The organism is Streptomyces sp. NPDC051173, from assembly GCF_040689515.1.
GTDB lineage: Bacteria > Actinomycetota > Actinomycetes > Streptomycetales > Streptomycetaceae > Streptomyces.
In genome coordinates, this window is sequence record NZ_JBFBBD010000022.1 from 26,561 (window position 1) to 49,488 (window position 22,928).

21 protein-coding genes are annotated in these 22,928 nt (G+C 72.1%); 7 read left to right on the forward strand and 14 right to left on the reverse strand.

Annotated elements, in window-relative coordinates:
- Positions 1-73: 73 nt before the first annotated feature.
- Positions 74-244: a hypothetical protein gene (locus AB0435_RS14785; RefSeq protein WP_366001959.1), complete on the reverse strand. Its 171-nt coding sequence runs from the start codon at positions 242-244 to the stop codon at positions 74-76.
- Positions 245-497: 253 nt separating this feature from the next.
- Between AB0435_RS14785 and AB0435_RS14790 the strand changes: the two genes are divergently transcribed.
- From AB0435_RS14790 to AB0435_RS14810, 5 genes are all read left to right on the forward strand, one after another.
- The gene (locus tag AB0435_RS14790) at positions 498-1,820 is read left to right on the forward strand and encodes an NYN domain-containing protein (RefSeq protein ID WP_366427164.1); all 1,323 of its coding nucleotides are present in this window, start codon (positions 498-500) and stop codon (positions 1,818-1,820) included.
- 83 nt (positions 1,821-1,903) lie between these two features.
- Positions 1,904-2,914: an ABC transporter ATP-binding protein gene (locus AB0435_RS14795; protein ID WP_366427165.1), complete on the forward strand. Its 1,011-nt coding sequence runs from the start codon at positions 1,904-1,906 to the stop codon at positions 2,912-2,914.
- A gap of 67 nt (positions 2,915-2,981) precedes the next feature.
- On the forward strand, positions 2,982-3,818 hold the full coding sequence (locus tag AB0435_RS14800; RefSeq protein ID WP_366001956.1) for an ABC transporter permease: 837 nt from the start codon (positions 2,982-2,984) through the stop codon (positions 3,816-3,818).
- A 59-nt stretch (positions 3,819-3,877) separates the two neighbouring features.
- Entirely contained in the window at positions 3,878-4,507 is a 630-nt protein-coding gene (locus AB0435_RS14805; protein ID WP_366001955.1) for a hypothetical protein, read from the forward strand.
- Between the two features lie 297 nt (positions 4,508-4,804).
- Complete coding sequence (locus AB0435_RS14810; RefSeq protein ID WP_366427166.1) at positions 4,805-6,439, forward strand: alkaline phosphatase D family protein; 1,635 nt, start codon at positions 4,805-4,807, stop codon at positions 6,437-6,439.
- Between the two features lie 136 nt (positions 6,440-6,575).
- Here AB0435_RS14810 and AB0435_RS14815 read toward each other — a convergent pair whose 3' ends face one another.
- Positions 6,576-7,202 carry a dienelactone hydrolase family protein gene (locus tag AB0435_RS14815; protein WP_366427167.1) on the reverse strand — a complete coding sequence of 209 codons (627 nt, stop codon included), beginning with the start codon at positions 7,200-7,202 and terminating at the stop codon, positions 6,576-6,578.
- A gap of 71 nt (positions 7,203-7,273) precedes the next feature.
- On the opposite strand from AB0435_RS14815, the gene AB0435_RS14820 reads away from it, so the two are divergent.
- Positions 7,274-8,338, forward strand: coding sequence for a mechanosensitive ion channel domain-containing protein (locus AB0435_RS14820; protein WP_366001952.1), 1,065 nt, complete (start codon positions 7,274-7,276; stop codon positions 8,336-8,338).
- Positions 8,339-8,341: 3 nt separating this feature from the next.
- Here the strand turns inward: AB0435_RS14820 and AB0435_RS14825 are convergent, their stop codons facing one another.
- The 5 genes from AB0435_RS14825 to AB0435_RS14845 form a co-directional block, all read right to left on the reverse strand.
- Entirely contained in the window at positions 8,342-9,931 is a 1,590-nt protein-coding gene (locus AB0435_RS14825) for a Na+/H+ antiporter (protein WP_366001951.1), read from the reverse strand.
- A 211-nt stretch (positions 9,932-10,142) separates the two neighbouring features.
- Positions 10,143-10,625, reverse strand: a complete 483-nt coding sequence (locus AB0435_RS14830; protein WP_366001950.1) for a GNAT family N-acetyltransferase — start codon at positions 10,623-10,625, stop codon at positions 10,143-10,145.
- Positions 10,622-11,563 carry an RluA family pseudouridine synthase gene (locus AB0435_RS14835; protein WP_366001949.1) on the reverse strand — a complete coding sequence of 314 codons (942 nt, stop codon included), beginning with the start codon at positions 11,561-11,563 and terminating at the stop codon, positions 10,622-10,624. The genes AB0435_RS14830 and AB0435_RS14835 overlap by 4 nt, the downstream gene beginning before the upstream one ends.
- 61 nt (positions 11,564-11,624) lie before the next feature.
- Positions 11,625-12,182 carry a signal peptidase II gene (gene lspA, locus AB0435_RS14840; protein WP_366001948.1) on the reverse strand — a complete coding sequence of 186 codons (558 nt, stop codon included), beginning with the start codon at positions 12,180-12,182 and terminating at the stop codon, positions 11,625-11,627.
- A gap of 87 nt (positions 12,183-12,269) precedes the next feature.
- A complete protein-coding gene (locus tag AB0435_RS14845) occupies positions 12,270-13,022 on the reverse strand; it encodes a TraR/DksA C4-type zinc finger protein (protein WP_366427168.1) in 753 nt (250 codons plus the stop codon).
- Between the two features lie 474 nt (positions 13,023-13,496).
- Here AB0435_RS14845 and ileS point away from each other — a divergent pair, with 474 nt between their 5' ends.
- A complete protein-coding gene (gene ileS / locus AB0435_RS14850) occupies positions 13,497-16,640 on the forward strand; it encodes an isoleucine--tRNA ligase (RefSeq protein WP_366427169.1) in 3,144 nt (1,047 codons plus the stop codon).
- A 160-nt stretch (positions 16,641-16,800) separates the two neighbouring features.
- On the opposite strand, the gene AB0435_RS14855 is transcribed toward ileS, so the two are convergent.
- The 7 genes from AB0435_RS14855 to AB0435_RS14885 all read right to left on the reverse strand — a co-directional run bounded on the left by AB0435_RS14855 (position 16,801) and on the right by AB0435_RS14885 (position 22,927).
- On the reverse strand, positions 16,801-17,988 hold the full coding sequence (locus tag AB0435_RS14855) for a DivIVA domain-containing protein (RefSeq protein WP_361533928.1): 1,188 nt from the start codon (positions 17,986-17,988) through the stop codon (positions 16,801-16,803).
- 61 nt (positions 17,989-18,049) lie between these two features.
- Positions 18,050-18,334: a YggT family protein gene (locus tag AB0435_RS14860; RefSeq protein WP_361533925.1), complete on the reverse strand. Its 285-nt coding sequence runs from the start codon at positions 18,332-18,334 to the stop codon at positions 18,050-18,052.
- Positions 18,335-18,407: 73 nt separating this feature from the next.
- Complete coding sequence (sepF, locus tag AB0435_RS14865; RefSeq protein WP_366005788.1) at positions 18,408-19,010, reverse strand: cell division protein SepF; 603 nt, start codon at positions 19,008-19,010, stop codon at positions 18,408-18,410.
- A gap of 122 nt (positions 19,011-19,132) precedes the next feature.
- A complete protein-coding gene (locus tag AB0435_RS14870; protein WP_366005789.1) occupies positions 19,133-19,852 on the reverse strand; it encodes a YggS family pyridoxal phosphate-dependent enzyme in 720 nt (239 codons plus the stop codon).
- Positions 19,849-20,592 (reverse strand): peptidoglycan editing factor PgeF, encoded by a 744-nt coding sequence (gene pgeF / locus AB0435_RS14875; RefSeq protein WP_366005790.1) that lies wholly within the window; start codon positions 20,590-20,592, stop codon positions 19,849-19,851. The genes AB0435_RS14870 and pgeF overlap by 4 nt, the downstream gene beginning before the upstream one ends.
- 45 nt (positions 20,593-20,637) lie before the next feature.
- Positions 20,638-21,879, reverse strand: a complete 1,242-nt coding sequence (ftsZ, locus tag AB0435_RS14880; RefSeq protein ID WP_366005791.1) for a cell division protein FtsZ — start codon at positions 21,877-21,879, stop codon at positions 20,638-20,640.
- A 241-nt stretch (positions 21,880-22,120) separates the two neighbouring features.
- Positions 22,121-22,927, reverse strand: coding sequence for an FtsQ-type POTRA domain-containing protein (locus AB0435_RS14885; protein ID WP_366005792.1), 807 nt, complete (start codon positions 22,925-22,927; stop codon positions 22,121-22,123).
- Between the last annotated feature and the right edge of the window lies 1 nt (position 22,928).

The window sequence follows — 22,928 nt, forward strand, 5'->3', positions numbered from 1 at the left end:
CCCGGATGGTCCGGGCGCGCCCCTCGTGCTCCAAGGCGCCGGTGAGCGCCGTCCGTTATCGGTCAGGCGCCGCTCAGTTGTGACCGAAGCGCTTCTGCTTGCCCTTGCGCGCCATGTCGCCCGGGGTGACCTGCGTGGCCCGCTGCTCGCTCTGGGACTCGATCGAGGAGCTCTTGGCCTGCTGCTGCCCGCGCTCGGCCGCGCTCGAGGACTGCGGCTGCTTCCGGTTCTTGTTCTTGGCCATGCTGAAGTGCCTCCACTTCCGTACGACCCCCTGCCGTCACCCTCGCACGCACTGGCGAACCGTGCATTTCGGGTAATTACCGTGCGTGATAGGTGCACTTATCGCGGTCAGCCCGTATCCGCCACGCCGAAGATCCAGTTCGGACTGATAACCCCCGCACGGTCGGGCAGACTCCAGGAAAGCCAAGGAAAATCAGGGCACGGCAGTGCCGGGGGGCGACCGCACTTCTGGACGGACAGAAAGAGGGTGGAACGTGGACCGCTGCGTCGTCCTGGTGGACGCCGGTTATCTGCTGGGCGCCGCCGCGAGCCTGCTGGCGGGCGAGCCCGCCCGGTCCCGCATCACCGTGGACCACGCGACGCTCATCCAGGGGCTCCGAGAACGCGCCGAGGCCGAGACGGAACAGCCCCTGCTGCGGATCTACTGGTTCGACGGCGCCCCCGACCGGGTCCCCCAGCCCGAGCACCGCAGGCTGCGCGTGATGCCCCGGGTCACCGTCCGGCTGGGCGCCCTGACCCGCAGCGACGGCCGCTGGGCACAGAAGGGCGTGGACGCCGCGATGCACGCCGAGCTCACCGAGCTCGCCCGCAACCGCGCCTGTTCCGACATCGTCCTCGTCACCGGTGACGGCGACCTCCTGCCCGGCCTGATGTCGGCCAAGGAGCACGGAGTCGCCGTCCACCTGTGGGCCGTCCAGGCCGCCGACGGCGACTACAACCAGTCGGAGGACCTCGTCGCCGAGGCCGACGAGCGACGCGTCCTGGACCGTACGTGGATCACCCGGGCCGTCCGCGCCAAGGAGCTCACCGGCGCCTGCGCCCCCTCCCCCGCGCCCCGGCCCGAGATCGCCGCGATCCTCTCCGCGCCCCTGCCCGAGACGGCGGCGGCCGCCGCGGCCGCCGCCGCGACCCACCCCGCGGACCCCCGCCCCGCCGAGCGCAACGGCGCCCGGCCCGCCGCCTCCGCCCCGCCCTGCACCACCGAGCGCGGCCAGGAGAACGGCGAGACGCCCGCGGCCCGGGGCGTGCCCACCCCCAAGGACCTCGCGGGCCTCGCCCGCGGCCTCGCCGGCCAGTCCCAGGGCGCGCCCTCGGGCCAGCCCGCGGGCGCGGGCCAGCCGGGCGGCGGCACGTCCGGCCTGGCCCCCAGCGCCACCCTGCGCTGGTCCTCCGACAAGGGCTGGGTCGACCGCGGCGCGGGCACCGGGCTCGGCGAGCCGCCCGAAACGGCGTCCCTGCCGATGCTCGCCCAGCTGACCAGCGCCGAGCAGCGGTGGGCCGACCGCGAGGAGGACATCACCACCGTCGGCGGCGACCCCTTCGAGGTGGGCCAGGTCTTCGCCCGCCGCTGGGCCGAGCGCCTCACCGACGCCGTGCACCTCCAGCACCTCTCCACCGAATACCCGCGGATCCCGCACCGCATCGACGGCGAGCTGCTGCGCTACGCGGCGCGGTTCGGGCTGCTGGCGCACAAGGACGACCAGATCGACGAGCACGACCGCTATGCGATCAGGGCCGGGTTCTGGCGCGAGATCGACGCCCGGACCGCCGCGGAGCACGCGCCCGCCGGGGACTGACCCGGAACGGAAACGACGCCGGGCGCCGTGCCGCGCGGCCCCGAGCGCGAGGGGGCGCGGCCGAGCGCGTACCCTCATAGCTCGTGAGGACGGGTGCACCACAGGCGGCGACGGGCAGCGCGGTATGCACCGTGCGCGGCCTGGTCAAGACCTATCCTGCCGCGCGCGGCCGCCGCGGAGCGCCCGGAACGGCGGCCGTACGGGCCAGTGACGGCATCGACCTCGACGTCCGGCGCGGTGAGATCTTCGGGCTGCTCGGCCCCAACGGCGCGGGGAAGTCCACGCTCGTGCGCCAGCTCACCGGCCTGCTCCGCCCCGACGCGGGCAGCGTCGACCTCCTCGGCCACGACCTGGTGCGCCACCCCGAGCGCGCCTCCCGGCTGGTGGGCTATCTCGGCCAGGAGTCGACGGCCCTGGACGAGCTGACCGTCGCCCTCGCCGCCGAGACCACCGGCCGGCTGCGCGGGCTCGGCCTGCGCGCGGCCCGCACCGAGCGCGACGCCGTCATCGAGGAGCTCGGCCTCGGCCCGATCGCCGGGCGGCCGCTGAAGAAGCTCTCGGGCGGGCAGCGCCGGCTGGCCTGCTTCGCCGCGGTGCTGGTCGGCGAGCGCCCCGTCCTCGTCCTGGACGAGCCCACCACCGGCATGGACCCCGTGGCGCGCCGCGCCGTGTGGGCTGCCGTCGACCGCCGCCGCGCCGAGCGCGGTACGACGGTCGTGCTCGTCACCCACAACGTCATCGAGGCCGAGACCGTCCTGGACCGGGTCGCGGTGCTGGAACGGGGCCGGATCATCGCGTGCGACTCCCCCGCCGGGCTCAAGGAGCTGGTCGGCGACGAGGTGCGCGTCGAGCTGGTCTGGCGCTCCGAGCCGCCCCTGCACGTCCCCGAGGTCGCCGCGCTGCGCGACACGGCCCGGGCCACGGGCCGCCGCTGGTCGCTGCGGCTCGCCCCCGCCGAGGCTCGGGCGGCCGTCGCCGCCGTGACCGGCGGCCCCGCCTTCGCCGCGCTGGACGACTTCACGCTCGCCACCCCGAGCCTGGAGGATGTCTATCTGGCTCTCGGCGGCCGTACGGAAGGGCTGGTCAAGGCGTGAGTGCCCGCACACCGTCGGCGAGCCGCGCGGCCGGGCACCGGTCCGTACCGAAGAGGAGCATCGCGGCGTGACTGCTGTATCCGCAGAAGCGGCACCCGGGCAGGTCCGGGCGGAAGGACGGGCCCGCCCGCGCCCGGACGGCGAGGCGGCGGCCCCGCTCGCGCCGAGGGCGCGCCTGCTGCCGTCCCTGGCCGCGGTCTACCGCGCGCAGCTGTCCCGGGCCCGGGTGGCGCGGATACCGCTGCTGTTCGTGGCGACGTTCCAGTCCGTCGGCATCATGATCATGATGCGCGGTGTCGTCGACGGCGGTGACGAGGCGCGGGCCGTCGTGGCCGGCTCCAGCGTGCTGGTCGTCGCGTTCGTCGCGCTGAACCTCCTCGCCCAGTACTTCGGCCAGCTGCGCGCGAGCGGCGGCCTCGACCACTACGCGACGCTGCCGGTGCCGCCCGCGGCGGTGGTGCTGGGGGCGGCGGCCGCGTACGCGTCGTTCACCGTGCCCGGGACCGCCGTGACGGCGGTGGTGGGGAGCGTGCTGTTCAAGCTGCCGCTGGGACACCTGTGGATCCTTGTGGCGGTGGTCCCGCTGGCGGGGGCGGCGCTCGCCGGGCTCGGCGCGGCGCTGGGGCTGCTCGCGCCCCGGCAGGAACTGGCGACGCTGTGCGGCCAGTTGGGCATGTCCGCGGCGCTGCTGCTGGGCGTGCTGCCGGCCGCCCGGATGCCCGCGCCGATCTCCTACGCGCGTGATCTGCTGCCCTCCACCTACGGCGTGGAGGCGCTGGCCCACAGCTTCGACGCGCGGCCCGACTGGCTGTTGATCGCCGCGGATCTGGGGGTGTGCGCGGCCGTGGGCGTGGTCTCGCTGGCCGCCGCGACCTGGGCGTACCGCCGGGCGGCCGTGCGATGACGCGCCGCAGTGACGGTCCTGCCGCCGACGGCACGCCGTCCACCTGGCACGATGGCAAGGTGACCGCACCGCTGACGCCGCACGACCCACCGCCGCACGAGCCGCCGCACGGGCCCTTGGACCCGGAGCCGGCCGCCGACGAGCAGGATCCGGGGCTCCGCGCCGAGCTGCGGGAGGCCGCGGTCGTCGCCGCGGTGGTGGCGGTGGCCGGGGTGCTGCTGGGGCTGCTGTGGGTGTGGCTCGCGCCGCGCGTCCCGCTGATCTCGGACGGCAAGGCCGTCTATCTGAAGAACTCCGAGGGCGAGCAGGCGATCGGCGCGGACGGCACGTTCGCGCTGCTGGCGCTGGGCTTCGGCGTGCTGAGCTCGGCGGTGGTGTTCTGGTTCCGGCGCCGCGGCGGCATCCCGCTGGTCGCCGGGCTGGCGGCCGGTTCGCTCCTCGCCTCGCTGATCGGCTGGCGGCTGGGTGTCTGGCTCGGCCCCTCCTCCGACGTCGTCGCGACCGCGAAGTCCGTGGGCAAGGGCGTGGTCTTCGACGCCCCGCTGAAGCTGGGCGCCAAGGGTGTCCTGCTGGCGTGGCCGCTGGCGGCGATGGTCGTGCACCTGGGGCTGACGGCGGCGTTCGGGCCGCGCGACCCGGAGCCGGAGCCGCACTGGCCGGGCGTGGGCCCGGCCGCCGACGGGGGCTGAACGGGCCCCTGCCCACGCGAGCGCCTGACGGGCGGCCCGGCCGGTGGCCGGGCCGCCCGTCCCGCGTGACCCCTCTCCCCAGCGGTCAGGCGGGCCGTCGTCCGTGGTTGGCCTTGTTCTTCTTCAGGCGCCAGCGGCGCTTGCGGGTGCGCTTCGACATGGTCCCTCCCGGTGCGGGGCGCGCGAACGGCGGCCCGCACCTCGGTCGTAGCGGAACAGCCATCAACAGTCCATAGCCCGGACGAACTGTCAGGTTTCGTACGGCCTACGCCTTACCCGGAGGTAAGGTGATCGCCCGTGATCGACAACGACCGCATATCGCGCCGCACCGCCGTCACGGCCGTCGCCGCCTCCGCCGCGCTGCTCCCCTTCGCCACGGTCCCCTCGGCCCACGCGGCTGACAGCGGCCCGGCCTTCCTGCACGGTGTCGCCTCGGGCGACCCGCTCCCCGACGGCGTCCTGCTGTGGACGCGCGTCACCCCCACCCCGGACGCCGTCCCCGGCTCCGGGCTCGGGCCCGCCGTCGAGGTCGGCTGGGAGGTCGCCGAGGACACGTCGTTCGCCAGGGTCGTCGCCCGCGGCACCGCCACGGCCACGGCGGCGAGCGACCACACCGTCAAGGCCGACGTGCGCGGCCTGCGCCCGGCCACCACCTACTGGTTCCGCTTCGCCGTGGGCGAGGTGCGCTCCCCCGCCGCCCGTACGCGCACGGCGCCCGCGCGCGACGCGGCCGTCCCGGGCGTCCGCTTCGGCGTGGTGTCCTGCGCCAACTGGGAGTCGGGCTGGTTCTCGGCGTACCGCCACCTCGCCGCCCGCCGCGACCTGGACGCGGTGCTGCACCTCGGCGACTACATCTACGAGTACAAGTCCGGCGAATACCCGGCCGCGAAGTACGTCGTACGCCCGCACCGGCCCACCCACGAGATCGTCACGCTCGCCGACTACCGCACCCGGCACGGGCATTACAAGACCGACGCCGACCTCCAGGCGCTGCACCACACCCACCCGATCGTCGCGATCTGGGACGACCACGAGTTCGCGAACGACGCCTGGTCGGGCGGCGCCGAGAACCACACCCCGGGCACGGAGGGCGACTGGGCGCGGCGGGTCGCCGCGGCGAAGCAGGCGTACTTCGAGTGGATGCCCGTCAGGCCCTCCGTCGAGGGCACCACCTACCGGCGGCTGCGCTTCGGCAAGCTCGCCGACCTGCACCTGCTGGACCTGCGGTCCTTCCGCTCGCAGCAGGCCAAGGCGGGCAGCGGCGCGGTGGACGACGCGAACCGCACGCTCACCGGCCGCGCCCAGCTCGACTGGCTGAAGGAGGGCCTGGCGTCCTCCGACACCACATGGCGCCTCGTCGGCAACCCCGTGATGATGGCCCCCGTCGCCTTCGGCGCCCTGCCCGCGCACCTCCTGGAGCCGATAGCCAAGCTGCTGGGCCTGCCGGCGGGCGGCATCGCCGTCAACACCGACCAGTGGGACGGCTATACGCACGACCGGCGCGAGCTGCTGGACCACCTCTCGGACCGCGCCGTGCGCAACACCGTCTTCCTGACCGGCGACATCCACATGGCGTGGGCCAACGACGTGCCGAAGCAGGCCGCCACCTATCCCCTCTCGGCCTCCCTCGCCACCGAGTTCGTGGTGACCTCGGTGACCGCCGACAACTTCGACGAGACCCTGCACGTCCTGCCGCACACCGTCTCGCTCCCCGCCGCCGGCGCGATCAAGGCCGCCAACCGGCATGTGAAGTGGGTGGACATGGACTCCCACGGCTACGGCGTCCTCGACGTCACCGCCGAGCGGGCGCAGATGGACTACTACGTCCTGTCCGACAAACGGAAGCGGGACGCGACGACGTCCTGGACCCGCTCGTACCGGACCCTGTCGGGAACGCAGCGGGTGGAACGGGTGTCCAAGCCGGTGGCTTGACGGGGCGCGTCCTCATTCGCCGGGCAGGCTGATTGGCTGATGTGAGTGCGCAATCCAGCCCGTCCGGCGATTGAGGACACCGCGCGGAGCGCGGTCGGGGGTCTGGGGGCTTGCCCCCAGCTACAGGGCACGGACCCTAGCCCGCGACCTCCTCCAAGAAGGCCAGCGCCACCCGCCACGCCACCTCCGCCGCTTCCGCGTCGTAATCCGGCAGCTCCGGGTCCGTGAACAGATGCCCCGCGCCGGTGTAGCGGTGGACCTCCACCTCCGCCCCGGCCCGCCGCATCCGCAAGTACCACGCGTTGAGCCAGTCGTGCGGCTCGAAGGGGTCCGGGTCGGCGACGTGCAGCTGCACCGGCAGCTCGTCCACGGACGCGTCCTCGGCGAGGTCGGACGTGCCGTGCAGGAGGAGCAGCCCCCGCGCCTTCTCGTCGCCGAGGGCGAGGTTCTGCGCGATGGACCCGCCGAGCGAGAAGCCGGCGTAGACGAGCCCGCGGTCCGACAGGGGCGCCGCCGCCACGATGGCGCGCTTCAGCAGCTCCTCCTTGCCGATCTCGTCCTTGATCGCCATGCCCTCCTCGACGGTGTCCGCCGTCCGGCCGTCGTAGAGGTCCGGTACGTGCACCTCGTGCCCGGCGGCACGCAGTCGCTCCGCGGCGGCGTGCACTGCGGGCCGGAGGCCGTAGGCCGAATGAAAAAGGACAATCGTGGTAGAGGACGCCACTGGAGTCACTTCCTTACAGGTGGATCGCGTGCCCCCCATCGTGCCAGTTACGGTCGGGGGGAAACGCCCCACCGGTGAGCCGCGGCCGGCCGGAAGGAGCTGAGGTGTCCATGGAGGGCGTACTGCGTCCGCTGTCCGTCATCGGCGGTGCACTGGTCGTCACCGTGATCGTGGGGTGGATCGCGGACCAGGTGCTGCGCCGGATCGACGCCCGCAGACCGGACACTCCGCTGTGGGGTCTGCTGCGCCGCGCCCGGTTCCCCTTCCGGCTGGTGCTGTGCACGGCGCTGCTGCGCGCCAGCTACCCCTTCGCGGACCTCGGCGAGTGGCACCGGGCGGCGGTCGGCCAGGTGCTGAGCCTGGTGCTGATCGGGGCGTGCGCCTGGCTGGTCGTACGGCTGGCGGTGGCCGTGGTCGAGGCCATGTACGCGCGCTACGCCGCCGGGGCGCCCGATCCGGCGCGCGTGCGCCGGGTGCGTACGCAGGTGACGCTGATCGAGCGGATCGTCACCGCGGCCGTCTGCGTGGTGGCGGTGGCGGCGATGCTGCTGACGTTCCCGGACATGAAGACGGTGGGGACGTCGATGCTGGCCTCGGCCGGTCTCATCGGCATCGTGGCCGGTGTGGCCGCCCAGTCGACGCTGGGCAATCTCTTCGCGGGGCTCCAGATCGCCTTCGGCGACGTGGTGCGCATCGGCGACACGGTCGTGGTCGCCGGCGAGTGGGGCAAGGTCGAGGAGATCACGCTGACCTATCTGGTCGTGGCCACGTGGGACGAGCGGCGCCTGACCATGCCGGTCTCCTACTTCACGGGCAGACCGTTCGAGAACTGGTCGCGCAACAACCCCCGGATGACCGGCACGGTCTTCTTCCACCTCGACCACTCGGCCCCCGTGGACCTCATGCGCGACTATCTGCACCAGGTGCTCAAGGCGTCCCTGGAGTGGGACCAGCGGTCCTGGAGCCTGGTGGTCACCGACACCACGCCGACCACGATCCAGGTGCGGGCGCTGGTGACCGCGAAGGACGCGGACGACATATGGGCGCTGCGCTGCATCGTGCGGGAGCAGCTGATCGCATGGCTGCGGCGGGAGCACCCGTACGCGCTGCCACGGGTGAACACCGCGCCCGCGCCCGGCGCCGGGAGCGCCGCAGAGGGTCCCGGGGCGCCCTGAGCGTCAGCCGGGCAGGCTCCGTACGTCCAGGTGGCGCAGCACCCGGTCGACGATCTCCGGGTCGGCGCCGGGCTCGCTGCGGGCGGCGAGCACCTCGTGGCGGGCCGCGGAGAGCATCTCGCCCTGGATGCGCTGGACGGTGCGGATCCGCTCGACGCGCTTGGCGTGGGCCTCGCGCCGTTCCTCGTCGAGGATGTCGGGGCTGATGCGGGCGCCGACGTCGAAGGCGCGCCGGCTGAGCTGTTCGACGAGGTCCTCGGGGAGTTCCTCGGCCTGCTCGATCTCCTTGAGCCGGAGCTTGGCGGCCTTGGCGGCGCGGATCGCGAGCTGCCGGGCGAGCTCCCGGTCGGCGTCGGTGTCCGAGCGCACGCCCAGCAGCCGGACCAGCCAGGGCAGGGTCAGGCCCTGGACGACGAGGGTGGCCATGATCACGGCGAAGGCGATGAAGAGGATCTCGTCGCGGCCGGGGAAGGGCGAGCCGTCGTCCATGCGGAGCGGGATCGCGAGGGCGAGCGCCACGGAGGCGACCCCGCGCATCCCCGACCACCACATGATCACGGTCTCGCGCCAGCTCAGGGGGATGTCCTCGTCGATGTCCCGGCGGCTGTGCAGCTGCTTCGCCAGCCAGGCGGCGGGCAGCAGCCACAGCAGCCGTACGCCCACGACGACGCCGATGACGGCGGCGCTGATCTTCAGCATCTCGCCCCACCGGCCGGCGCCGGTGCCGAGGACGTTGTGGAGTTCGAGGCCGATGAGCCCGAACGCGACGCCGGTGACGAGGGTGTCGACGATCTCCCAGAAGGTGTGCCCGGCGAGCCGCCCGAGGACGTCGTCGGCGTCCATGGCGTACTCGGCGAGGAAGAGCGCGGTGGTGAGCACCGCGAGCACGCCGGAGCCCTTGAACTCCTCGGCCAGGACGTAGGAGACGAAGGGGACCAGCAGCGTCAGGCCGATCTGGAGCGTGGCGTCGCCGAGGATGTCCATCAGCCGTTTGGCCGCCCAGCCGAGCGCCAGCCCGACGGCCACGGCCACGACGGCGGACAGCACCAGTTCCCCGAAGGCCCTGGGCAGGGAGAAGCTGCCGGTCACGGCCGCGGCGATGGCCACGTGGTAGAGCACGATGGCGGTGACGTCGTTGAAGAGCCCCTCGCCCTCCAGGATCGACACCAGGCGGCGCGGCAGCCCCAGCGAGCCCGCGACGGCGGTGGCGGCGACCGGGTCGGGCGGGGCGATGAGCGCGCCGAGCGCGACGGCCGCGGCCACGGAGATGCCGGGCACGACGGCGTTGGCCACGACGGCGACGGCCGCGGTGGTCACGAAGACGAGCGCGACCGCGAGCAGCAGGATCGGCCGCACATTGGCCGCGAACTGCCGCCAGGAGGTGCGCTGCACGGAGGCGTAGAGCAGGGGCGGGAGCACCAGCGGGAGAATGAACTCCGGCGGTACGTCCACATTGGGGACGAAGGGCAGCAGCGCGAGGACGATGCCGCCCAGGGTCATCAGCACCGGCGACGGCAGCCCCAGCCGGTCCGCGCACGGCACCATGACGACGGCACCGATGAGCAGGACGAAGAGCAGGGCGAGCTGGTCCAAGAGGGCCCTCCGGTGAGCTTGACCGAACTTCGATCAAGCGTGCCACCTGGGCTCGGTTTCAGCCCGTGGGGGCACCTCCCAGCGGTAGCTGGGGGAGTTTGAGGACACCGCGCGAAGCGTGGTTCGGGGTCCGGGGCGGAGCCCCGGTCGGGAAGGGGCGGGGAGGGGAAAGCCCGCCGCAGGCGCCCCATCCCAGGAGGCACCCGCAGGGTCAGAGCGCCTTCGTCATCGCCTGGTGCGGAATCCCACTGCCTTCGTCGAAGACAGGCCCGTGCGCCGCGTACCCCAGCCGCTCGTAGAAGCGGAGCGCATGCGTCTGCGCCTCCAGATAGACCCGGGTGAGACCCAGCCGCCGGGCCTCCTCCTCCACGGCCCGGACGAGGGTCACCCCGAGCCCGGTGCCGCGCGCGGCACGGCTGACCGCGAGCCGGCCGAGGACGGCGGTGGCGTCGTCGGTCACGCCCGCGTGGCCGTACTTCTTCCGGGCGGGCGCGCCGTGCAGGAAGCGGACCGTGCCCACGGGCCCGGCCGGGCCGGACGCCAGGAAGTGGACGGCGAGCGCGTCGTACGCGTCCATCTCCTCGGCCTCCGGGACGCCCTGCTCCGCCACGAAGACCTCACGGCGCACCGCGTGGCAGCCGGTCAGGTCGTCGGGGGCGACGACGCGGACCGTGACGGGCGCCGCCCCGGTCATGCGCTCTCGGCCCGGATGATCTCCAGGGCGTGCCGCAGGTCCGCCGGGTACTCGCTCTCGAACTCCACCCAGCGCCCGTCCTCGGGGTGCTCGAAGCCCAGCCGGACGGCGTGCAGCCACTGGCGGGTCAGCTTCAGCCGCTTGGCGAGGGTCGGGTCGGCGCCGTAGGTGAGGTCGCCGACGCAGGGGTGCCGGTGCGCGGCCATGTGCACGCGGATCTGGTGCGTGCGGCCGGTCTCCAGCTTGACGTCGAGCAGGCTGGCGGCGCGGAATGCCTCGATGAGGTCGTAGTGCGTCACCGACGGCTTGCCGTCGGCGGTGACCGCCCACTTGTAGTCGTGGTTGGGGTGGCGGCCGATGGGGGCGTCGATGGTGCCGCTCATCGGGTCCGGGTGGCCCTGGACCAGCGTGTGGTAGCGCTTGTCGACGGTGCGCTCGCGGAACTGCTGCTTGAGCAGGGTGTAGGCGCGCTCGGACTTCGCGACGACCATCAGGCCGGAGGTGCCGACGTCCAGGCGGTGCACGATGCCCTGCCGCTCGGCGGCGCCCGAGGTGGAGATGCGGTAGCCCGCGGCGGCGAGGCCGCCGATGACGGTGGGGCCGGTCCAGCCGGGGCTGGGGTGCGCGGCCACGCCGACGGGCTTGACGATCACGAGGATGTCGTCGTCGTCATGGATGATCTCCATGCCCTCGACGGGCTCGGCGACGATCTGCACGGGCGCGGGGGCGGCCGGCATCTCGACCTCCAGCCAGGCCCCGCCGGTCACCCGGTCGGACTTCCCGGCCACGGCCCCGTCGAGCTGGACCTTCCCCGCGGCCGCCAGCTCGGCCGCCTTGGTGCGGGAGAAGCCGAACATACGGGCGATGGCGGCGTCGACTCGCTCGCCTTCCAGGCCATCGGGTACGGGCAGGGCGCGGATCTCGGGAATGGTGCTCACCCGTCGAGTATGACGGACGGCCCGGACGGCCCCGCACGGCAGCGTCCGGTCCGGGCCGTTCTCAGTCGTTGTGGACCGTGCCGTCCGGGTCCAGGCCGCGGAAGGAGAGGATCACGATCAGGAAGCCGCCGCAGACGATCGCGGAGTCCGCGAGGTTGAAGACCGCGAAGTGCGGGGTGGCGATGAAGTCCACCACGCCGCCCTGGAAGCCGCCGGGCGAGCGGAAGAGCCGGTCGGTGAGGTTGCCGAGCGCGCCGCCGAGGAGCAGGCCGAGCGCGATGGCCCAGGGCAGGCTGTAGAGCTTGCGGGCGATCCGGGCGATGACGACGATCACGGCGGTCGCGATGACGGTGAAGACGATCGTCATGGCCTCGCCGATGCCGAAGGCCGCGCCGCGGTTGCGGATCACCTCGAACTGGAGCCAGGTGCCGACGACCTCGATGGCGTCGTGGTGCTCCAGATTGGCGACCACGAGCAGCTTGCTGCCCAGGTCGAGGAGGTAGGCGAAGGCGGCCACCACGAGGAGGACGGCGATGCGCCGCTTGCCCCTGACCCCGCCCGGCGCCTCGGCCGCCGTCCCGCTGCCGGGTGTGCCGGTGGTCTGTTCCGCCTCTGTCACGTGAGTCCTTCGACGTCGTCCCGCGCTCGATGGGTGTCAGGGCCGCCCTGACTGAGGACGAGGGTACGGCACGCGCGCGGGCGCGGGTCAGCGGCGTTCCTGGCGCTGCTTGCACTCCACACACAGGGTGGCCCGGGGGAACGCCTGCATGCGGGCCTTGCCGATGGGCTCCCCGCAGTTCTCGCAGAGCCCGTACGTACCGGCGTCGAGCCGCTCCAGGGCGCGCTCGGTCTGGAGCAGCATCTCCTGGGCGTTGGCGGCCAGTGCCAGCTCGTGCTCCCGGGTGATGTTCTTGGTGCCGGTGTCCGCCTGGTCGTCACCGGCGCCGTCGCCCGAGTCGCGCATCAGCCCGCTGATCGCCTCCTCCGAGGCGGCGATCTCGGCGCGCAGCCGCAGCACCTCGCTCTGCAGCTCCGTGCGCGCCTCCGTCACCTCCGCGGGCGACCAGGGCTCCTCCCCGGGCCGGACGGCGAGTTCGCCGGGGGCGGCCGCCGATGCCGCGGGCCTGCCGGCCGGTGCCGCCTTCGCGGCCTTCTTGGCGGCGGGCGCGGCGGGCTTCTCGGACGGCGCGGCCTTGGCCGGAGCCTTGGCCGGAGCCTTGGCAGGGGCCTTCGCCGCGGCCTTGGCGGGAGCCTTCTTCTTGCTCGCCGCCTTGGCGGGCGCGGCGGCCTTCTCCGCCTTCGCAGGCTCCGGCTTTCCCGCGGCCGCGGTCTTCCCGGCCGTCGTCGCCTTCTTCGCCGAGGCAGTCTTCCTGGCAGGTGCGGTCTTCTCCGCGGACGCGGCCTCGGCCGCCTTCACCGGGGCGGCCTTTTTCGCCGGAGCGGTCTTCTTCGCCACCATGGCCGCGACCCCTTCACATTTTATGATCTAGCGCGCGAATCGTGCCGGAACGATAAGTCTCCATCGGGCACGCGGCAACGGGGCACGCCGGTCTCCACCGTTGTGCCCCGCCCCCGGCCCTGTAATCGGCGCCCGCACGGCCCCCGTCGATATCCGGTGGGCCGCGCCCGCCACGGGCCCGTACACTGGGCGCAGCGAGAGGCGTGGATGGGACGAGTAGCGCCGCACGCAGCCAGGAGCGAATCGGGGACGGTGGGAGCCCGAGGGTGTGCGCGGTGTCGAAGATCAGCCCTGAGCCGCCGGAAGAACGCCCCGGGTGTCGCCCGGCAGGTCAGTAGAACCGGCATCGCGGCCCAATGAGGGGGCCACAGGCACCGCCTGCGGCCAAGGAGGGTGGTACCGCGGGAGCACCGTGCAACGGCTCTCGTCCCTCCGACGGACAGCGCAATGACGTCCCGCCGGAGGAAGCACCCGATGAGTCCGCAGCCGCAGTACCGCCAGGTACCCGCTCAGGTGGACCTGCCCGCGCTCGAGCACGCCGTGCTCGATTTCTGGCGCGAGAGCAAGGTTTTCGCCCGTAGCCTCGAAGAGTCCGAGGGCCGCCCCGAGTGGGTGTTCTACGAGGGCCCCCCGACCGCCAACGGCATGCCCGGTGCCCACCACATCGAGGCCCGCGTCTTCAAGGACGTCTTCCCCCGCTTCCGCACGATGCAGGGCTACCACGTCGGCCGCAAGGCCGGCTGGGACTGCCACGGCCTGCCGGTCGAGCTCGCGGTCGAGAAGGAGCTGGGCTTCAACGGCAAGCAGGACATCGAGAAGTACGGCATCGCGGAGTTCAACGCCAAGTGCCGCGAGTCGGTGACCCGGCACACGGACGCCTTCGCCGAGCTCACCACCCGCATGGGCTATTGGGTCGACCTCGACGACGCGTACCGCACGATGGACCCGGAGTACGTCCAGTCCGTGTGGTGGTCGCTGAAGGAGATCTTCGACAAGGGGCTGCTGGTCCAGGACCACCGCGTCGCCCCCTGGTGCCCGCGCTGCGGCACCGGCCTCTCCGACCACGAGCTGGCGCAGGGCTACGAGACGGTCGTCGACCCGTCCGTCTACGTCCGCCTGCCGCTGACCTCCGGCCCGCTCGCGGGCGAGGCCGCGCTCCTCGTCTGGACGACCACCCCCTGGACCCTGGTCTCCAACACCGCGGTCGCCGCGCACCCCGACGTCCGCTACGTCGTCGCGACGGACGGCACGGAGAAGCTGGTCGTCGCCGAGCCGCTGCTGGAGAAGGCCCTGGGCGAGGGCTGGACCGCGACGGGCGAGTCGTTCACCGGCCGTGAGATGGAGCGCTGGGCCTACCGCCGCCCGTTCGACCTGGTCGAGCTGGAGGGCGCCAACTTCGTCGTCAACGCCGAGTACGTGACGACCGAGGACGGCACCGGTCTGGTCCACCAGGCGCCCGCCTTCGGTGAGGACGACCTCCGCACCTGCCGCGGCTACGGCCTGCCGGTCGTCAACCCGGTCCGCCCGGACGGCACCTTCGAGGAGGGCCTCGCCCTCGTCGGCGGGCAGTTCTTCAAGAAGGCCGACGAGGCGCTGGTCGAGGACCTGTCCGCGCGCGGCCTGCTCTTCAAGCACGTGGCGTACGAGCACAGCTACCCGCACTGCTGGCGCTGCCACACCGCGCTCCTCTACTACGCGCAGCCGTCCTGGTACATCCGCACCACGGCCGTCAAGGACCGTCTGCTCGCGGAGAACGAGAAGACCAACTGGTTCCCGGAGTCCGTCAAGCACGGCCGCTTCGGCGACTGGCTGAACAACAACATCGACTGGGCGCTCTCCCGCAACCGCTACTGGGGCACCCCGCTGCCCATCTGGCGCTGCGAGGACGACCACCTCACCTGCGTCGGCTCGCTGGCCGAGCTCGGCGAGCTCACCGGCAGCGACCAGAGCGGCCTGGACCCCCACCGCCCGTACATCGACGACGTCACCTTCACCTGCTCCGCCGACGGCTGCGCGCACACCGCCGTCCGCGTGCCGGAGGTCATCGACGCCTGGTACGACTCGGGTTCCATGCCCTTCGCGCAGTGGGGCTACCCGTACAAGAACAAGGAGCTCTTCGAGAAGCGCTATCCCGCGCAGTTCATCTCGGAGGCCATCGACCAGACCCGCGGCTGGTTCTACACCCTGATGGCCGTGGGCACCCTCGTCTTCGACAAGTCGGCGTACGAGAACGTGGTCTGCCTCGGGCACATCCTGGCCGAGGACGGCCGGAAGATGTCCAAGCACCTGGGCAACATCCTCCAGCCGATCCCGCTGATGGACCAGCACGGCGCCGACGCCGTCCGCTGGTTCATGGCCGCCGGCGGCTCCCCGTGGGCCGCGCGCCGCGTCGGGCACGGCACGATCCAGGAGGTCGTCCGCAAGACGCTCCTCACCTACTGGAACACGGTCGCCTTCCAGGCGCTCTACGCCCGTACGTCCGGCTGGGCGCCCTCCGCGTCCGACCCGGCCCCGGCCGACCGGCCGCTGATCGACCGCTGGCTGCTCAGCGAGCTCAACGCGCTGACCGACCAGGTCACCCAGGCGCTGGAGGCGTACGACACCCAGCGCGCGGGCAAGCTGCTGTCCTCCTTCGTGGACGACCTGTCGAACTGGTACGTGCGGCGCTGCCGTCGCCGGTTCTGGCAGGGTGACGCGGCCGCGCTGCGCACGCTGCACGAGGTCGTCGAGACGGTCACCCGCCTGATGGCGCCCCTGGTGCCGTTCATCACCGAGCGCGTCTGGCAGGACCTCGTGGTCCCGGTGGACCCGGAGGCGCCCGAGTCGGTGCACCTGGCGACCTGGCCCCAGGCCGACACCACCCTGATCGACCCCGAGCTCTCCCGGCAGATGCTGCTCGTGCGCCGGCTGGTCGAGCTGGGCCGCGCCACCCGCGCGGAGTCCGGCGTCAAGACCCGCCAGCCGCTGTCCCGCGCGCTGGTCGCGGCCGCCGGCTTCGAGGACCTGGGCCCGGAGCTGCGTGCCCAGATCACCGAGGAGCTGAACGTCTCCTCGCTCGCCTCCCTCTCGGAGGTCGGGGGCTCGCTGGTCGACACCACCGCGAAGGCCAACTTCCGGGCGCTCGGCCGCAGGTTCGGCAAGGGCGTCCAGGCCGTGGCCAAGGCCGTCGCCGAGGCGGACGCCGCGGAGCTGTCGCTGGCTCTGCGCGCGGGCACCGCGTCCGTGACCGTGGACGGCGAGAGCGTCGCGCTCTCCCCGGACGAGGTCATCATCACCGAAACGCCCCGCGAGGGCTGGTCGGTGGCCTCCGACTCGGGCGCGACGGTGGCGCTCGACCTGGAGATCACCCCGGAGCTGCGCCGCGCGGGCCTGGCCCGTGACGCGATCCGGCTGATCCAGGAGGCCCGTAAGAACAGCGGCCTCGACGTCGCCGACCGGATCGCGCTGCGCTGGCGGTCCACGGACGACGAGACCACCACGGCACTGGCCGAGCACTCCGGCCTCATCGCGGACGAGGTGCTCGCCACGGACTTCGGTTCGAGCGAGGCCGACGACTCCTACGGCGAGCCGTTCGAGGACGAGGGCCTCGGTCTGACGTTCCGCCTCCGCAAGGCGTAACGACCCGGCCGTACGGCCAAGAGCCGGTGGTCCAGGAGCTCCTGGACCACCGGCTCTTTCCGTATGCCCGCTGTCGGGCCACCGGGCCCACGGAAACGGGCCGGGCCCGGGACTGATGTCCCGGGCCCGGCCCGCTGATTGCCGACGGCGGCGCCGCGGTCTAGTTGTCGTCCTCGTCGATCAGGAAGCCGCGCATCGGCGACGGCGCCTGCTGCATCGGCTGCTGGCCCTGCGGCCGGACCGGTGCCATCGGCTGGGTCATCGCCGGGGACATCTGCTGCTGGCCGCCGTACGACGGGGCACCCATCGAGGTGTTGCCACCCATGGAGGTGTTACCGCCCATGGACGGGTTGCCGCCCATGCTGTGGCCACCCATGCCCGCACCTGCCGAGGCCATGGACCCGCTCATCGAGGGGGCCGCGGGCAGCGACGGGGTGTTGGGGTTGCGCGGGGGGGCCAGCGAGTCGTCCGCCTGGTTCTCCAGCTGACGCAGCTGGCTCTCCAGGTAGGACTTCAGACGCGTGCGGTACTCGCGCTCGAAGCCGCGCAGGTCCTCGACCTTGCGCTCCAGCGTGGCGCGGGCGGACTCCAGGGAGCCCATCGCGACACGGTGCTTCTCCTGCGCGTCCCGCTCCAGGGCGTCGGCCTTGGCGCGGGCGTCCCGCTCCAGACCCTCGGCCCGGCTGCGCGCCTCGCCGACGATCTTGTTGGCCTCGGAACGGGCCTCCGCGATCGCCTGGTCGGCGGTCTGCTGAGCGAGCGACAGCACACGCGCGGCGCTGTCACCGCCCGGTCCCTGACCCGGCTGGGGCAGCTGGGGGCCGGGGCCGCCCATCGGACCGTTCTGACCCATGGGGTTCTGCCCCATGGGGCCGTTCTGGCCCATGCCGTTCTGACCCATCGGGCCGTTCTGTCCCATGGGGCCGCCCATCGGGCCACCCATCGGACCGTTCTGTCCCATCGGGCCGGGACCGTGCGGGCCCTGGGGACCGTGGCCGTGACCGCCGGGGCCTGCCGGAAGCTGCGGGGCACCGCCCGGCAGCTGCGGCGGGCCGCCCATCTGCTGTTGCTGCGGCACCGGCTGCGGTCCGGATATGGCAGCGGGCACCGGCGCGCCGGGTCGTTGGTCCTGCTGCTCCGGCTTGCGCATTCCTTGCTGCTGGTTCTGCGCGGCGGCACGCGTGGCGGCGGCCAGCTTGGCGCGCAGGTCCTCGTTCTCCCGGAGCAGTCGGGTCAGTTCGGCCTCGACCTCGTCCAGAAAGGCATCGACCTCGTCCTCGTCGTAGCCTTCTCGGAGACGGACGGTCGTGAACTGCTTGTTCCGCACGTCCTCGGGGGTCAACGGCATCTCTTCTTCACCTCAACGTAGTCGTCGGCAATCGGCAAGACCGTATCGTTCACAGCCGCGTTCACAGCCGGCTCACGACGGTGATCAGGATGTAGACGATGATCATCAGTACGAAGAAGGACAGGTCGAGCGCCACGCCCCCGAGACGCAGCGGCGGGATGACCCGCCGCAGAAGCTTGAGTGGCGGATCGGTGACAGTGTAGGTGGCCTCAAGGACGACCACCATCGCCTTACCGGGTTGCCATGAGCGTGCGAACTGGAAGACGTAATCCATCACCAGCCGGAAGATGAGTACGAACAGGAAGCAGTACAACGCGATGTAGATCACCTGTAGTGCGATGCTCATCCCGCGCTTCCCTCTCCCCTTCGTACCCGGCCTGTCGGGCCGTCATTCATCCGGCAATGACCGGTTTTGCGTCTCAGCTCTGATTGAAGAACCCACCCTCTGCGATGCGGGCCTTGTCCTCCGCCGTGACATCGACGTTAGCAGGAGACAGCAGGAACACCTTCTGCGTCACCCGCTCGATGCTGCCGTGGAGTCCGAAGACCAGACCGGCGGCGAAGTCGACAAGTCGCTTCGCGTCCGTGTCGTCCATCTCCGTGAGATTCATGATCACCGGGGTGCCCTCGCGGAAGTGTTCCCCGATGGTACGGGCCTCGTTGTAGGTCCGCGGGTGCAACGTCGTGATGCGGTAGGGCTCCCGCTCGGACACAACCTTGGGCATGATCACCGGTGCGTTCTTCTCCAGAGAGTGGCGTTCGGGTGTGATGGACGCCACGGGGGCGATTCGGGCGGGTCGTCCCGTTTCCGCTACGAGCGGAGCGGGTTCACGCTGGGCCGGCGGCTGGGCGACTCGAACCGGTTCGTCCGATTGCGTCTGTTGGGACTGATGCTGCTGCCTGCGTCGGTCGGGCTCCGGCTCGGGCTCGAACTCGTCATCGGGGTCGAACCCCGGGCCGTCGTACCCATCGTCCTCCACGAGGCCGAGGTAGACCGCCATCTTGCGCATCGCGCCGGCCATTCTCTGCGTCCTCCGCTCTGTGGTGGATCGGCTCCGTCAACGGCGCCTTGGATCCACTTGGTCTGCCCGCCTTTTGGTGGGATTGACCATATTTTCTGCTGTGGTCCGACTTCTTGGCGACGTTACCCGAGCCCGGGTCGGACTCCGAGTACCGCCGATCCGACACGTACATGTGTCGCCCCGGCTGCCACGGCGTCATCCAGGTCCGCGCTCATCCCTGCTGACACCATGTTCGCAGCAGGATGGGCCGCGCGCAGGCCCGTTGAGATTTCCATCAGCCGGTCGAATGCCGCCCGGGGCCGTCCCGCGTAAGGGCCGGCGAGCGGAGCGACCGTCATCAGACCGGCGGGGCGCAGCCCTTCGGCCGCCGCCATCGCGTGGGCGAGTTCGGCGACCCCGTCGGGTGCGACACCGCCACGCTCCCCGCGCTCTCCCGACTCCGCGTCAAGGGCCACCTGGATCAGGCAGTCCAGCTCGCGCCCGGCGCGGACGGCGGCCGCGGAGAGGGCGGTGACCAGTCTGATTCGGTCGACGGAGTGCACCACATCGGCATAACTCACCACCGAACGGACCTTGTTCGTCTGCAATTGTCCGACGAAGTGCCAGGTCAGTGGCAGATCCGCGCACTCGGCGGCCTTGGGGGCGGCGTCCTGGTCGCGGTTCTCCGCGACGTGCCGGACCCCCAGCTCCGCGAGGAGGCGCACATCACTCGCGGGGTAGGTCTTGGTGACCACGACGAGGGTCACCTCTTCGCGCTCGCGCCCGGCCGCGGCGCACGCCGCGGAGATACGTTCCTCCACGCGCGCCAGGTTCGCGGCCAGTTCCGTCTTGCGGTCCGTCACAGCTCTGCGTCCAACCAGACATAGCTCGCGAGCCGCCCCGTGGTGTGCTCGCGCCGGTACGAGAAGTGGTCTGCCGACTCCAGCGTGCAAATGTGAGATTGTCCGCTGACATTCACGCCGGCTCGGTGCAACTGGGCACAAACCCCTGCGGCGACGTCCACCGCCGGAGTGCCCTTGCGGGTGGTGGCCCAGGCCTCGGGCACGGCCGCGGCGACCTCGGCGCGCATGGCCTCGGGCACCTCGTAGCAGAAGCCGCAGACCGAGGGGCCGGTGTGGGCGATGATCCGGGCGGGGTCGGCGCCGAGCCCGACCATCGCCTCGACGGTGGCGGGGACGACCCCGGCGACCAGCCCCGGGCGGCCGGCGTGGGCCGCGCCCGCGACCCCGGCGACCGGGTCGGCCAGCAGCACCGGGGTGCAGTCCGCGGTCAGCACCGCGAGGGCGAGACCCCGACGGGCCGTCACCACCGCGTCGACGGCGGGGATCTCCGCGGTGCCGCTGGTGTCCCACGGCCCGTCGACCACGGCCACGTCCCGGCCGTGCACCTGGTTCATCCAGACGACCGCCGCCGGGTCCAGGCCGAGCGACTTGGCCGCCCGCTCCCGGTTGGTGCGCACGGCGGCGGGGTCGTCACCGACCGCGCCGCCCAGGTTGAGCTCGTCATACGGAGCGGCGCTCACCCCGCCCCACCTGTCGGTGAAGGCGAAGTGCGCGCCGCTCGCGTGCTGTTCGGATGTCACTGCGTGCTGATGCCCTATCACTTTGGGCCGCTCACTCGCGGGGTCCTACTTGAGGAAGTCCGGGACGTCGAGTTCCTCGGCGGTCGAGTCCTGGTACGGCCGGGCCGGCGGGACCTGCGGGGAGGAGACCGGCGGCGGGGGCACCTCGCCGACCGGCGACGGGTCGGTGGCCGGGGGCTCCTCGGTGCGCGGCGTCACGTTGCCGAGACCGCCGAAGGAGGAGCGGACCGGCTCGGCCGGGGCGCTCTGGCGCGGAGCCCCGGCCGACGCGCCGCTCTCCTCGCGGCCGTTGCCGTAGGAGGAGCCGAGCACCTTGTCGCGGCTGCCCTTGGCCGGCGGCTGCCCGCCGTCGAAGCCGGCGGCGATGACCGTGACCCGGACCTCGTCGCCGAGGGCGTCGTCGATGACCGCGCCGAAGATGATGTTGGCCTCGGGGTGGGCCGCCTCGCTGACCAGCTGCGCCGCCTCGTTGATCTCGAAGAGACCGAGGTCGGAGCCGCCGGAGATGGAGAGCAGCACACCGCGGGCGCCGTCGATGGACGCCTCCAGGAGCGGCGAGGAGATCGCCATCTCCGCGGCGGCCACGGCGCGGTCGTCGCCGCGGGCCGAGCCGATGCCCATGAGCGCCGATCCGGCCTCGGACATCACGGACTTGACGTCCGCGAAGTCGAGGTTGATCAGGCCGGGGGTGGTGATGAGGTCGGTGATGCCCTGGACGCCCGACAGCAGCACCTGGTCCGCCGACTTGAACGCGTCGAGCACGCTCACCTGACGGTCCGAGATGGACAGGAGCCGGTCATTGGGGATCACGATGAGGGTGTCGACCTCGTCGCGCAGACCCGCGATGCCGTCCTCCGCCTGGTTCGCGCGGCGGCGGCCCTCGAAGGTGAACGGCCGGGTGACCACACCGATCGTCAGGGCGCCCAGCGAGCGGGCGATGTTGGCGACGACGGGGGCGCCACCGGTGCCGGTGCCGCCGCCCTCGCCCGCGGTCACGAAGACCATGTCGGCCCCCTTGAGGACCTCCTCGATCTCCTCGCGGTGGTCCTCGGCCGCCTTGCGGCCGACATCGGGGTTGGCGCCGGCGCCGAGGCCGCGGGTGAGCTCCCGGCCGACGTCGAGCTTGACGTCGGCGTCGCTCATCAGCAGGGCCTGCGCATCGGTATTGATCGCGATGAACTCGACGCCCTTGAGACCGACCTCGATCATCCGGTTGATGGCGTTCACGCCACCGCCGCCGATTCCGACGACCTTGATGACTGCGAGGTAGTTCTGCGGTGCTGCCACGTCGAAGGCCTCTCGCCTCGAGTTACGTATGCCTGGGGGACGGTTCTCAATGCCGACCCGAACCCTCAACGTGAAGTTTAGGGTTACCGGTGCCGCTGTTCGCTGGGGTTCTCCGAACAGGACACTAAGTCGACAAGTGGCGCGTGTTCAACGAACACGCCGAACCTCCCGTTTTTCTTTTCACCCTATGTGATCACCCATAGCCGTAGCCAGTCAGGGTGCTGGCCGACCCTTCGGCCCATCAACTCCCCGATGCCGCCGGAGCGCTGGGGGCGCTCACATCGAAGTGGTCGGCACCCCGCGCCGCCTTCAGCAATGCCGTGAGCGTACGGGCTTTCGCGTCGCCCCGCTCGCCGCTCCCCCAGACCACCGTCCGACCGCCCGTCAGATCGAGGGTGATGGAGTCGTACGAGCGTACGTGGACGACGCGGGTGTCCGCGCGCACGGCGGCGGGCAGCGACTCGGCCACGCGCACGCCCTCGCGCTCCAGGCGGCCGGTGCCGAACCGCCGCAGGCTCGGCGAGTCCGCGGCCTCCAGGGACAGCCGCGGGACACCCTGGGGTGCGTGATCGACTGTGGCGAAGCGCACGCCCGTACCGTCGATCTCGATGTACTTTCCGCCCTTTTCGACGATCGCCCTGGGTTGCCGCTCGACCACTTTCAGGCCGATCGTGTGCGGCCAGGACCGTTCGACGGTGACGGTGTCGATCCTCGGCAGCGCCTCGCGCAGCCGGTCGGCGATCGCGTCGGTGTCCACGGAGATCAGGGGTTCGCCGAGCGGGACCTCGGCCGCCGCGCGCACCTCCTCGGGGGTCAGCACGCGCGCGCCGCCGACGTCCACCCGCGACGCGCGCAGCCAGCTGGAGCCGTAGAGCGCCCAGGCGGCGGCGGACACGACGAGCGTGGCCGCGACCACCCAGAAGAGGATCCTGCGGCGGCGCGGGGGGCGCTTGGCGGCGGGCCGGGAGGGGCCGGACCGCACCGGCCTCCCGCTCTTCGCGTTCTTGCTCTTCGAGCCACCGCGCTGAGCGGTCGTCGGTCCGGCCACG